A 12,024-nucleotide genomic window follows, 5' to 3' on the forward strand; every position below is an offset into this window, starting at 1 on the left:
TTTATTTGCAGGCTCGGTAATTGAATTGCCGAGGATTCCCGCTTATTATCCTAAAGAAAAAACATCTGCCCAGCGGCAGAAAAGAAAAAAAACGCTGCTGGGCAGACCCATTTTCACGCTTAATTTATATTCACTGGTGGCGGTTTTGAGAAATCAAGGCCGCTGCTTTCTTTCTGTCATTCCCAGCAGTTAAAGGCATGGCGGCCCACGGGAGGACGCCGCCATGCTGTTTTACTATCATTATAATCTAATCCTCTTCTACCTCTTAAAAAAAGCCTTGCCCCGCCACGGGAATATTCCGGCTATGAGTATGAACTATACCATGTAAGAAAACAACAAAACGCTTCAAATCGTCGCCCGGTAGGTTTACGACCTGCCGGGCGATTTTTGTCGATTTTCGCGGATTCTCATTTCCGGCAAAAAATCAGATGGAAAAGGAGGCGGTCAGCAGACCAGGGCCAGCATAGGCCCCTGACAACGAACAGGATCATCCTGCTCACTCCCCACGGAAAGGGGGTGAGAAGATGAAAGTTACCCCTGATGATTACGGGAGGCGCTGCCAGTTTGACCATTTTTGCAAGCTGGTACTGTACCATGAAGCCGTTGACTACTTCCGGGAAAGGAAGCGTCAGCGTGGCTGGGAAACATCCTTTGAAACGCTGCCGCTTTCGGAACTGGACACGCTATGCACGATAGATCAGTACCCCAGCGACAGTTTTATATTTCCGGCCTATGGCTGTGAGCTTCAGATCAGCGACGGGCTGGTGGCCACTGCCTTTGCCAGCTTGCCCCAGCCGGGGACAAAGCATCTTGATACCGCATTGTGTCCTGGAACTGACGGACGGCGAGATCGGCGCGGTGGTGGGAATGTCCCGCAGCGCCGTCCAGCGGCACAGGACTAAGACGCTGGAAACCATGAGAACAAGACTGACGGGAGGTATTGCAGAATGAAGCAGGCCAGATATAAGGAGCCTTTGCCCCTTGCAGTGATCGAGGCGGCCCGCGCCGGTGACGCCGGGGCCGTGGAACAGGTCTTGCAGTATTACAACGGTTACATAAACAAGCTCTGTACCCGGACGCTCTATGACGATTGCGGCCAGCTCCATGTATGCGTAGACGAGTACATGAAGCACCGCCTTGAAAACAAACTCATTTATGCGATTGTCTGTAACAGCAGATAGCAAAGCGCCGGGCGCGGCGGCCATGTGGCCGCCTGTGTCCGGCGTCTTTTCTTATGCTTCGTGCTGCCAGTATCTTTTCCGCTGGCGCTCGGCCTCCTTACGGCGTCGCATCCGTTTGGCGCAGGCCGCGCAGTATTTGGCCCGGTTAGACTTCGGCTGGAACGTGGCCCCACACTCGCAGCAGCGTTTCACTTCATCCCGGTCTTTGATGATTTCGGCGTACAGGGCAGCGTCCAATGGGAGGACGGCTGCCTGAAACCACCGGCACAGCAGCGAATAGGAAATGCTTTGTACGCAAACACATTCCTCGCCATCGTCCAGTAACAGGCAATTACCGTTACAGTAATTACAGCACTCATGCGTCAGACGCCGGGCCTACTCCGTAGAAACGCTTCACAAAATACTTTGTCGGAACTTTTCCTCTAAGCGTCAAATACCCCTGTTCTTCCAGCTCCTTATTCAGATTGCCAATGATCTCATAAGCCGATGTCTGTTTTACCTCCAGAAGTTCACATATATCGGCTGCCTTTAAAAATAATTTGTTCTGCATAATCAGTACCTCCTGTATTTTGAATATTTATCTCTTCATATACTCTGTACTGGCAGATGTAAAATCGGACATCATTTTCCGAAATTTAGCAAATTATTTTAATTTTACAGTTTCCATATGTGTTATCGCTGAACCATGGAGTTAATATCATTGAAAAAGGGTATAAAAAAACAGTCTGCCCTGACGGAAAATATTTCCATCAAAACAAACTGTTCTTCATATTCACACTAATTATATTTTCTGAGCATAGTTACTTTTGCGAAAATCTCAGATAACTCCGGAAAGAAAACAAAGAAAAAAAAGATTTTTTAACTCCATTTGCACTCCACCGGAACATCCAGACAGCCCGCAAAACCTTTATTTATGGGCTTTTTCGCAATTTAGTCCGCTACTCAAACTCGCAAATAAAATCTCGTCACTATACACTTTTGTATAGGAATTATGGTTCTATCTGGTTTTATATGTGTTCCACTGTCCAAAGTTCCCAGACTATACTGAACGGTGTTATCAATTTGTTATCACATCTCTGTTATCAATCAAAGATTCTCGTGATATCCTGATATCGGTTAACTACACGATAAATCTCTACATATTCGTTACCGACCTTGTAGATAATAACATAATCTTCCCATATCGCATATTTATAATCTGTCCGAAAGCTGACCCGTTTGGAGAGATCCGACCCCATTCCAGGAAACATCTGAAGGTTTTCAAATTTACCGTAAATTTCCTTTATGGTCTTTGCTGCATATTCTTCGTTATCTTCAGCAATATAATCTCGGATGTTTTTCAAATCCTTTGCAACAATCGGATTGATCCGCATTTTTAACATCTTATTCCCCCACAAGTGCTTTCAGTTCGTCCAGATCCAGCCAACCTTCGCCATCTTTCACTGCTTCTTCAGCTTCCTGCAGCTTCAAGAGAAGCTTTTTCTCTGCACGGTCACGCTCATAATCTTCAATATCCATGACAACGAAACGTCCTCTGCCATTCTTAGTCAGATATACTGGTTCTCCTTTATGGCAGTTTTTCAGGACTTCATTATAATTTCTCAAATCAGATACTGGTAAAATATTTGCCATATTCTTTCAGCTCCTTCCTTTGATTTTAAATTGTTTCTGCTACTTCTATTATACACAAAAAGCTGTAAAATTCAACGTAGATTTTTACAGCTTTTATTTTATCATTTCTATATATTTTTATCGCAATCTATTTCAAATATTGAGAAAAAATCGCCTCCAGTTCTTTATTTCCTTTCAAAAATTCATACTCTTCTTTATTTTCAATTTCTGTAGCTAATGCACGAACAAAATTATTTCCAACGCCTGAAAAAGACTTTCCCTGTACTGTATCCGCATATCTGTAATATAAAGGTGATTCCACCATCTTCCATGGCTTCTGTGACTCCATCAACACTTCTTTTATCAACTGAATACATTTTTCTACATCCTTTCGATACCCGGCAATTAATAGATGTGGTACTACTTTACCATAATCCCACAGACCAAATAACGATATCATATGTTCTGTGATTTCGGCAATCTCCTCTGCTTTACAATGGTTTCCGGTTTTTTCTTCCATTTCTATCAACTTATACAGATAGCTTTGTATATTCGTAACTGTCTTCATCAGTTTTCCCTCTAAAAAGAACGCTGCAACATCTGTTCCCTCCTGGTGTGCTAATACATTTGTTTTCATAATTGTTGTATCTATCACAGTATCCGGAATTTTATCCAAAAAGATATTTGCTTCTTTATATTTTTCCATTTGTACATATTTCGCCGCAAGCATAAAAATACTGGAAATCCTTACCTTTTCATCCGGACTTTCAGCAGTTCGTTCCAGCCATTCAACAATCACATTATTACATTCCAACTTTTTCTCATCATCGACATCGGATAAAGTTAGCGCCGCATTTAAAACAGTAGCAATTGAATAAATCAACGAATCACAATGAGGATATTCCTTTATTTTATTTTTTCCCATCTCAAAGGCTTTTTTAAAGCTATCCAATGAAACTTCCGAAAGCTCATTCACAAATTGTCCAATCTCTTTTTCTGTCAATTCTTCACGAAATGAAAATAGTTCATTCATATCAATTTTTAATAATCGAGCAATTGCCGGAAGTAATGATATATCTGGATATGTGTTTCCTTTTTCCCATTTATTTACCGCAGGAGTAGAAACGTCCAAATAATCCGCCACCTGTTCTTGTGTTAATCCCACAGTTTTCCGATAGTTTTTTATCTTCTCACCAATTTGCATTGTTCCTACCTCCTGTTTATATTCTCATTATAGTATTTCTAATATGTGTTTACAATTGAGCCTTCGTTTAATTATGGCTTCAATTTCTTAACTACCGGTTAAAATCTGCGAGAAAAATGCTCTATTTTATAATTCTACAAATCAAAATATCCTTAAATTTAATTAATTCAAAAATAAGTGCATCAGTACTCCAATTAAGAAGCAAATCATCGCTGTAACACCCGCACTGATAATAACCTTTAATATATTTTGATAAGGACGTTTTCCCACTTCAACTGCCTTATGAAGTTCATCCAATTTTTTTCCCTCCGTAAATGCAACAATTTCCTTATAGGTTTGTATATCATTTTTCTTTTTTAGTTTTTCAACCTTTAACGCCCAGTACTGTGTAATAATAAATAAAATCCCAAACGGAATATACGCATACCTTCCGAGCCACATAAACAAAGGTACTGCCGATATAATCAACACGGCCAAATGAACTGTATAGATGGAACCATAATAATTAAACTTTTTAATTTCTTGCTCGCTAATAATTTCTTTCATTTTCTCTATATCTCCTTTGCATGAGAGTGCCGGAAACAACCTGGAAAGTTTATGCTCATTTGTATCCAGGAAAAGACAGGAAACTTGCTGACGCTCTCAATGAAGTAAGAGCCACAAATGACAATGCAGAAGATAAAAACAAATGAAACATATAGTATCATATAATAACAAAAAAATCCCAAAAATAAGACACTTTCTCCCCATTAACATCACCGTAGCATCACGAGAAAAAATAAAATCCCGGAAGCCCTTGTAAATAAAGGGCTTCTGGGATTTTGCTCATTATTCAAACTCAATCGTACCCGGTGGCTTGCTGGTCAGGTCATAGAATACGCGGTTAACGCCTTTAACTTCGTTAATAATGCGGTTCATAACTTTATTCAGTACTGCATACGGAATCTCAGCAGATTCGGCTGTCATGAAGTCGATAGTCTTCACTGCGCGGAGCGCTACAGCGTAATCATAAGTTCTGAAGTCACCCATAACGCCTACACTTCGCATATTTGTCAGTGCTGCAAAGTACTGGTTCGGCATCCATGAAGGATCTTCACCATGTTCTTTCTTATACTCAGCTGCAGCATTGTCTACCTCTTCACGATAAATGAAGTCTGCATCCTGTACAATACGAACCTTCTCTGCAGTAACTTCACCGATAATACGGATTCCAAGTCCCGGTCCCGGGAATGGCTGACGGAATACCAGTCTCTCCGGAATTCCAAGCTCCAGACCTGCTTTACGAACCTCATCCTTGAAAAGATCACGAAGCGGCTCAATGATTTCTTTAAAATCAACGAAATCCGGAAGTCCGCCTACATTGTGGTGAGATTTGATCACTGCGGACTCTCCGCCCAGACCACTCTCTACAACATCCGGATAAATAGTTCCCTGTGCCAGGAAATCTACCGCACCAATCTTCTTGGCCTCTTCTTCAAAAATACGGATAAATTCTTCACCGATGATCTTACGTTTTGCTTCAGGCTCTGTAACACCTGCCAGCTTGTCATAGTATCTCTGCTGTGCATTGACGCGGATAAAGTTCAGGTCAAACTGACCGTTTGGTCCGAATACACCTTCAACCTCATCTCCCTCATCTTTACGAAGAAGACCATGATCTACAAATACACAGGTAAGCTGCTTGCCGATTGCTCTGGAAAGAAGTCCTGCTGCAACGGAAGAGTCAACACCACCTGACAGGGCAAGAAGAACTTTTCCATCTCCGACCTTCTCGCGGATTTCTCTGATAGTGTGCTCAACAAAGGCATCCATTTTCCAGTCTCCGGCACATCCGCATACACCAAGTACGAAGTTGGAAAGCATCTTCTTTCCTTCTACTGTATGAAGCACTTCCGGATGGAACTGGATCGCATACAGCTTCTTCTCCTCATTCTGTGCGGTTGCTACCGGACAATCTGCTGTATGAGCAGCAATCTCAAATCCTGGTGCAACCTGGGAAATGTAATCTGTGTGGCTCATCCAGCAGATTGTTTTGTCAGATACGTCTTTGAAGATTTTAGAATCTGTCTTATCTACCAGAACCTCTGTCTTTCCATATTCGCTCACATCTGCTTTCTCAACTTTTCCGCCCAGAACATGCATCATAAGCTGTGCGCCATAGCAGAGTCCCAGAACAGGAATACCAAGCTCAAATAATTCTTTATTGCATGTAGGTGAATCTGCCTCATAGCAGCTGTTCGGACCACCGGTAAGGATGATTCCCTTAGGATTCATTGCCTTGATTTTCTCAAGATCGGTCTTGTATGAATAGATTTCGCAGTATACGTTACATTCTCTTACACGTCTGGCAACCAGCTGATTGTACTGACCACCGAAATCCAGTACGACGACTGTTTCTCTTTTCATGTTTTCCTCCTTGTTTCTCATTATTTGTAACTGTAAAGATATTGAACCGTTACCATTGAATTTTATTATAAATTACAGTTCGGATTTTTACAATGCTTATTTTCAGTTTTCCACCTTGTGTTTCCTTACTTCCAGTTTATAACTTTTTTAGAATTTAATCACGTTTTTTTCAACAGTCCATCACATTTTGCTCACAAATTCCCTGTATATTAATAAGCAAATAAAGCAAATGCTTTACAAACAGGTTGCAAATGCTTTTTCACATAGATTTTTAACTTTTTTCTTTTTCATACTTATGCCGGACCGTAAGGTCCGGCCCTCCTTCTTTTTACAGACCTTTTCAGGTCTTTTTCTTTTTTTATAAGTTTTTTAGAATTTAATCACAATTTCTTCAACAGTCCATCACATTTTGCACACATTTTCCCTGTATATTAATAAGCAAATAAAGCAAACGCTTTATTTATAATAAAACTTTTTCTTTTTCATACTTGCCGGATCGCAAGATCCGGCACTCCTTCTTTTAAAATGTGAAATCCCGCTCACAGTAAGACACAACTGTGAGCGGGATTTTTGTATTACCGCAGGGAACTTACTTAATTCGGTTAAATTCCCATTGTAAGAATTTCCATCAGTACCCCAAGCAATGACGGATTCAAATTCATGGATACCAGAACTGGCACTGCCTCTGTGCCCAGCTCTTTCACTACTTTATAAACGTCTGTCTTCTGTGCATAGGTAATCTGTGCTTTTTCCAGAACCTCATAAGCCTCTTCTGCATAGTCTCTATGATAAACAGCTGCATCTGCCGCAAAAGTAATCTTCACCTGCGCATCTGTCGGCACATCCTTCAGGATCACTATTGTTCCATGAAGCTTCTCATCCTCTGCGAACTCTGCATCCTTATATACCTGTCCGTTTACAGTAACCTCCTGCGGTTTGTCCTGAATGTTGCAGAAGCGAATCTTCCAGGAACGTTTCTGCGGGATCACTGCTGTATTTCCCTGCGCAGCTTCTACAATAAATACTGTTCCATTCTCATCTGCAGTCTTCGTCATTCTGGTGGATACCCAGTTCTCATCCAGGTCTTCCGGTGTGTCCCCACCGTCTTCCCAGAGTACAAATTCTCCTGATTTTCCAGGATATACAAGTACTTCCAGTTTCTCAGGATTCTCAATGGAATTATCATATCCTTCCATGTCCTTCAGCGGAATGATGCTGCCTTCACGCACAAGTACCGGCATCTCATAAATATCTCTCCAGAGATCCACTTTTCTGCCGCCCTTATATGCTCTTCCGTTAAAGAAATCATACCAGATTCCCTGCGGGATCCATGTCTTTGCACTGGCCAGTCCTGTTACCGGATCCAGCTTATCTGTAATTGGAGATACCATCATCTCTGTACCGAAATAATAGTTGTTCGGTACTTCATAGGTTTCCTCGCGCTCCGGCTCCAGATAATACATCGGCTGTACCAGTGGCAGTCCCGCTCTGCTTGCACGACGGTTCATGGTGTAAAGATACGGAACCAGCTTATGACGCAGTTTCAGGAAATTCTTCATTACTGTTTCTACAATCTGGTTATATTTCCACGGTTCTTTTCCATTGAATGGGTTATCTGTGCTGTGCAGACGGTTCATTGGTGAAAAGACTCCAAGCTGTACCCATCTTGCAGTGAGCTCGTCGTCTCTGTATCCCAACATATGTCCACCGATGTCATGACTCCACCATCCAAAACCGATGTTGCTGGCATTTGCAGTGAAATATGGCTGGAATTTCAGACTCTCCCAGGTAATGATCGTATCACCGGAAAAACCAACCGGGTATCTGTGGCTTCCTGGACCTGCATATCTTGAGAAAGTCAGCGCACGTTTTCCTTTCCACTTGCTGTCCAAATAGTGATAGTGGTTCAGCATCCAGAGCGGATCCAGTCCCGGAACCTTGGTTACAGTTCCCTGCTGCCAGTCAAGCCACCAGAAATCTACTCCCTCTTCTTCCATCGGATGATGCAGTTCCTCAAAATATGTCTCAATGAATTTCGGATCTGTCATATCAAAAAGCACCGGTTCCTTGCTTGCAGGATCAATTCCCATCTTCTCTGCAACTCTCGGGTAGGCTTCCTCATAAGCACGCACTCCATCTGCCGGATGTACGTTCAGTGTGATCTTATATCCATGTTTGTGCAGCCAGTCCATAAATTCAGGTGGATTGGGGAAAAACTTCTTATTCCAGGTATATCCTGTCCATCCGCTTCCATATACAGGAGGTACATCCTCTACCAGATGCCAGTCCATATCTACAACTGCAACAGAGAATGGCACTTCTTCTTTCTCAAAACGCTCTACCAGTTCTTTGTATTCTGTCTCTGTATATTTATGATATCTGCTCCACCAGTTTCCGAAGGTGTATCTTGGAAGCAGAGGTGTTTTTCCACATAATCTGTAAAAATCCTGCAGACATTCCACATATCTGTGACCATACCCAAAGAAATAGAAATCTGCTCTGTTTCCCTGACGTGGCTCCACCATTCCATCTTCGCCCATCGCCATTGTGTGGGAATCATCCAGCACTGAAAAACCGTTTCTGGACATAATGCCATGACTCAGTGGAATCTCACCGTCTGCTTCATCCAGGGTTCTGGCTGTTCCCAGCAGATCTTTCGGTTCATCACCATAATGCCACACACGCTCGCTGGCTTTTCCACCCGCAACACGTATCATCAGACCGCTTGGAGAAAATTTCTGCCTGTCATAGTGGATTTCCAGGTCCTTGGTGTAAATATGTAATTCCTCACCGCCATCACTCACCCTGAATTCCGGCACCGGGAAATCACGATTGCATACCATCTGTGTTGCTCTGTCCTCAAATCCTCCGTCTTCGCTGTACTCAAAACGGATCAGGGCAGTTGTGAGCATTGTAATCCTGAAATGATCGCCCACGATCACAGCTTCCTTTCTGCATACAGGATTACCTTCCAGTGCAAATTTCTTTAAATCCATAAAAGCTTTTCCTCCTTTACATCAACAACAGTTGTAACAGCTGCTTTTATGTCTATTTTAATCTTCTACAGTCTGATTGACAACGCCTTTTTTCAGCTACTGAACATTTATATGACATATACTTGTGATATTATTTTCTAGAACGTGTCTGAAAAATGCTTTACGCAAGATGTGCGTCACAATTTGCAGGAGCTTTTGGGAATGATTTTCCAAACACAATCTAAAGCAGCTGCCGAAGAGGACGAATGATAATCCTGAGCACGCCGTAGTATAACTTCTTTTTCCGGTTCAACACTTTTCCCTGGTACTTTGCGCCTTCGGTTTCCTGACCGTTCGCAAGTACCTCTTTGCTTTTTTCCATATAATCGGATTCTGTTTCGTGAATCTGCTGACTCAGTTTCTCGCTGTCAATTACCAACATCAGTTCCGTATCCAGATAAGTACTTCGCATATCCAGATTATAGGAACCTGCTACCGACAGACGGTCATCTATCAGCACAGCTTTTGTATGAACCGGATAATCATTCATCAGTTCATACACATCTGCCCCTGTTTCCAGAATCTTCTTTTTCTGATTAAGATAATCTGTACAACCCCATGGATTAGAGCCTTTTTCCACCGCATTCAGCACAATCTGAAGCTTTGCATGATCCGAAATCCCCTGCAATACATCATACATGTAACCATTACAGATCACATAAGGAGTCTGTATTATTACATGATCTGCATTTTCAGTAAGATACTGAATTGTCTGGAGAACCTGCGGTGTTTTTCGTCTCGCCTCAGTTCCGTTATTGATCAGAGTGATCTTGTTTACTTCTATCGTATCCTTTTCCCATGCACTGTAGGTTTCTATATCATTGTACCTTTTCAGCAGAGATATGTAAATTTCTTCCATGTGCCGGTATGCATCCGTATATCTGGAAGATTGTTTGCCTTTTTTAATGCTCACACAGCTTTCCTTCCATATTTTATGGAAATAATCCTCAAGCTGGTTCAGAGACTCTCCCTGTCCTTCTGATGTATCATACACCAGGATATCTCTGTCTTCATTGATACCTTTCGTCTGATCTCCCAGAAAGATATCATTGCTGTTGCGTCCGCCCAGCAGATACATTTTCTCATCCACGATCAGATATTTATCATGCATGCGATAATTCACCTTAAACAGATTGGCCGGTGTCACCGGATTGTAAACTCCCACTTCCACATTCTCATATGATGCCAGCGCCTGGAAGTCGCTGCTTCCAGCCAGAAACAGTTGCTGATAAATTCCATCGATCAACAACTGAATCTTTACACCTCTTGTCGCAGCGCAATTCAATGCGGCCAGAATTTTAGTGCCGTTATCATCCGCGCGTAAGTCGAAAGTAGACAGTACAATACTCTCCTTCGCAGTGCCGATCATACGAAGTCTCCACAAAAGTGCCTCTTCATTATCATCAATGCAGCAAATCCTTTCTACGCCTGCTGTCTCTGATGTAAATTCTGTTTCTCTCAGACTTTCCACATATTTTTCGTTCGGTTTCCTGCAAAAAAGAGGTGAAAGTACATTTACCAGCACCACGATCAGCAGGAAAAGGCAAAATACTTTGCCTGTTCTTTTTAGTATTTTTTTCATTCGATACCACAACCTCCCTTGACCAGACCGAAACCCATATATTTGACTTATTCCTCTTCTTTCGACAATACACTGAGTATAGAGTATAACATAATCAGAAGCCATAGTGCATCTTTTGATACGAAAAGCGTTAAAATCTTTTCACAAACCCTTTTCTTTTTCTTGCAATGTCTTATATGTTTCCGACTTATAAAAATTCAATGTCATCAACTCTTTCCAACAGGGAGGGATTTCAATGTTATCGGGATGGTTTGTATAAAGTGTGATGACTGGTTATAAAGAGAGTTTATCTGCATCTTGCACAGCAGTCTTCTCTCCTGCATGAAGATATTTACCAGCTTGACCCTATGTTCTTTAAGCACTATCAATAGCATAAAATACTTTTACGCCCCTGTAGAACTTTTTCCATAGGGGCGTAAATACTTCATTTCTCTCTATTTCCCAGACACCTTTATTTTTCACTTTCCCGTAAAACATAAAAAACACCGTCCCCGCGGCAATCGCATTGTCCGCAAAAACAGTGTTCTTAGTGCGCCTTCAGGGGTTCGAACCCTGGACACCCTGATTAAGAGTCAGGTGCTCTACCAACTGAGCTAAAAGCGCATATTCTTTTGTTTTTCTCTGTGTTGAAGTTTTGCATCACCCTCAACGCAAGTGATATTATATATAATAGTCGTTTAAATGTCAATAGGTTTTTTCAAAAAAATCAAGATTTTTTTCTATTTCATTTATTTTTCCTTTTTTTCGTCGTTTTGGGACATTTTGTTAAGTGTTTTGTTGACCTCTTCTGCGGATTTCCGCAGGCGGCTGAAAGTATTATCAAAGTTTTTGTGTTCATAACGGAATTGTAGCATCTTATTATGGAAAGAACTTTTTCGTTTCACTGGCTGACTCCTTCGGGGCGCGAAGCGCCCCGAAATTTTCTTATACTATAATATGCACTGCCAGCCACAACAGATAGTCAAATGGATAATCGCAATCCACTTCACTATGGAATCGCTATAA

Annotated in this window: 12 protein-coding genes and 1 tRNA gene; 3 read left to right on the forward strand and 10 right to left on the reverse strand. The window is 41.8% G+C overall.

Annotated elements, in window-relative coordinates:
- The 3 genes from G4417_RS16775 to G4417_RS07345 all read left to right on the forward strand — a co-directional run.
- Nucleotides 1-193 (forward strand): hypothetical protein (locus G4417_RS16775; RefSeq protein ID WP_207718447.1); only part of this gene is annotated, 193 nt, incomplete at its 5' end.
- A 331-nt stretch (nt 194-524) separates the two neighbouring features.
- Complete coding sequence (locus tag G4417_RS07340) at nt 525-902, forward strand: hypothetical protein (RefSeq protein WP_330598223.1); 378 nt, start codon at nt 525-527, stop codon at nt 900-902.
- Nucleotides 903-947: 45 nt separating this feature from the next.
- The gene (locus tag G4417_RS07345; protein WP_119245851.1) at nt 948-1,181 is read left to right on the forward strand and encodes a helix-turn-helix domain-containing protein; all 234 of its coding nucleotides are present in this window, start codon (nt 948-950) and stop codon (nt 1,179-1,181) included.
- Nucleotides 1,182-1,232: 51 nt separating this feature from the next.
- Here G4417_RS07345 and G4417_RS07350 read toward each other — a convergent pair whose 3' ends face one another.
- From G4417_RS07350 to G4417_RS07395, 10 genes are all read right to left on the reverse strand, one after another.
- Nucleotides 1,233-1,547 (reverse strand): cysteine-rich VLP protein, encoded by a 315-nt coding sequence (locus tag G4417_RS07350; protein ID WP_119245852.1) that lies wholly within the window; start codon nt 1,545-1,547, stop codon nt 1,233-1,235.
- Entirely contained in the window at nt 1,537-1,731 is a 195-nt protein-coding gene (locus tag G4417_RS07355) for a DNA-binding protein (protein ID WP_119245853.1), read from the reverse strand. Before G4417_RS07355 ends, G4417_RS07350 begins: the two co-directional genes overlap by 11 nt.
- 532 nt (nt 1,732-2,263) lie before the next feature.
- Nucleotides 2,264-2,563 (reverse strand): type II toxin-antitoxin system RelE/ParE family toxin, encoded by a 300-nt coding sequence (locus G4417_RS07360; RefSeq protein WP_173683170.1) that lies wholly within the window; start codon nt 2,561-2,563, stop codon nt 2,264-2,266.
- 1 nt (nt 2,564) lies between these two features.
- Nucleotides 2,565-2,813, reverse strand: coding sequence for a type II toxin-antitoxin system prevent-host-death family antitoxin (locus tag G4417_RS07365; RefSeq protein ID WP_021905858.1), 249 nt, complete (start codon nt 2,811-2,813; stop codon nt 2,565-2,567).
- Between the two features lie 127 nt (nt 2,814-2,940).
- The gene (locus tag G4417_RS07370; protein ID WP_173683171.1) at nt 2,941-3,996 is read right to left on the reverse strand and encodes a helix-turn-helix domain-containing protein; all 1,056 of its coding nucleotides are present in this window, start codon (nt 3,994-3,996) and stop codon (nt 2,941-2,943) included.
- A 162-nt stretch (nt 3,997-4,158) separates the two neighbouring features.
- Entirely contained in the window at nt 4,159-4,542 is a 384-nt protein-coding gene (locus G4417_RS07375) for a hypothetical protein (RefSeq protein WP_227567400.1), read from the reverse strand.
- Nucleotides 4,543-4,824: 282 nt separating this feature from the next.
- The gene (gene guaA / locus G4417_RS07380) at nt 4,825-6,402 is read right to left on the reverse strand and encodes a glutamine-hydrolyzing GMP synthase (RefSeq protein WP_008705330.1); all 1,578 of its coding nucleotides are present in this window, start codon (nt 6,400-6,402) and stop codon (nt 4,825-4,827) included.
- A 602-nt stretch (nt 6,403-7,004) separates the two neighbouring features.
- Nucleotides 7,005-9,398, reverse strand: a complete 2,394-nt coding sequence (locus G4417_RS07385; RefSeq protein WP_173683172.1) for a glycoside hydrolase family 31 protein — start codon at nt 9,396-9,398, stop codon at nt 7,005-7,007.
- 220 nt (nt 9,399-9,618) lie between these two features.
- The gene (locus tag G4417_RS07390) at nt 9,619-11,019 is read right to left on the reverse strand and encodes a phospholipase D-like domain-containing protein (protein WP_173683173.1); all 1,401 of its coding nucleotides are present in this window, start codon (nt 11,017-11,019) and stop codon (nt 9,619-9,621) included.
- A 530-nt stretch (nt 11,020-11,549) separates the two neighbouring features.
- Nucleotides 11,550-11,622 (reverse strand) — tRNA-Lys (locus G4417_RS07395).
- Nucleotides 11,623-12,024: the final 402 nt, after the last annotated feature.

Source organism: Blautia wexlerae (assembly GCF_013300825.1).
GTDB lineage: Bacteria > Bacillota > Clostridia > Lachnospirales > Lachnospiraceae > Blautia_A > Blautia_A wexlerae_B.

What these genes read in the sequence shown, in the direction of transcription:
- G4417_RS07370 (WP_173683171.1), bottom strand. Translation starts at nt 3,996, where the DNA reads ATGCAAATTGGTGAGAAGATAAAAAACTATCGGAAAACTGTGGGATTA.
- G4417_RS07340 (WP_330598223.1), top strand. Translation starts at nt 525, where the DNA reads ATGAAAGTTACCCCTGATGATTACGGGAGGCGCTGCCAGTTTGACCAT.
- G4417_RS07385 (WP_173683172.1), bottom strand. Translation starts at nt 9,398, where the DNA reads ATGGATTTAAAGAAATTTGCACTGGAAGGTAATCCTGTATGCAGAAAG.
- G4417_RS07345 (WP_119245851.1), top strand. Translation starts at nt 948, where the DNA reads ATGAAGCAGGCCAGATATAAGGAGCCTTTGCCCCTTGCAGTGATCGAG.
- G4417_RS07360 (WP_173683170.1), bottom strand. Translation starts at nt 2,563, where the DNA reads ATGTTAAAAATGCGGATCAATCCGATTGTTGCAAAGGATTTGAAAAAC.
- G4417_RS07375 (WP_227567400.1), bottom strand. Translation starts at nt 4,542, where the DNA reads ATGAAAGAAATTATTAGCGAGCAAGAAATTAAAAAGTTTAATTATTAT.
- guaA (WP_008705330.1), bottom strand. Translation starts at nt 6,402, where the DNA reads ATGAAAAGAGAAACAGTCGTCGTACTGGATTTCGGTGGTCAGTACAAT.
- G4417_RS07390 (WP_173683173.1), bottom strand. Translation starts at nt 11,019, where the DNA reads ATGAAAAAAATACTAAAAAGAACAGGCAAAGTATTTTGCCTTTTCCTG.
- G4417_RS07365 (WP_021905858.1), bottom strand. Translation starts at nt 2,813, where the DNA reads ATGGCAAATATTTTACCAGTATCTGATTTGAGAAATTATAATGAAGTC.
- G4417_RS07355 (WP_119245853.1), bottom strand. Translation starts at nt 1,731, where the DNA reads ATGCAGAACAAATTATTTTTAAAGGCAGCCGATATATGTGAACTTCTG.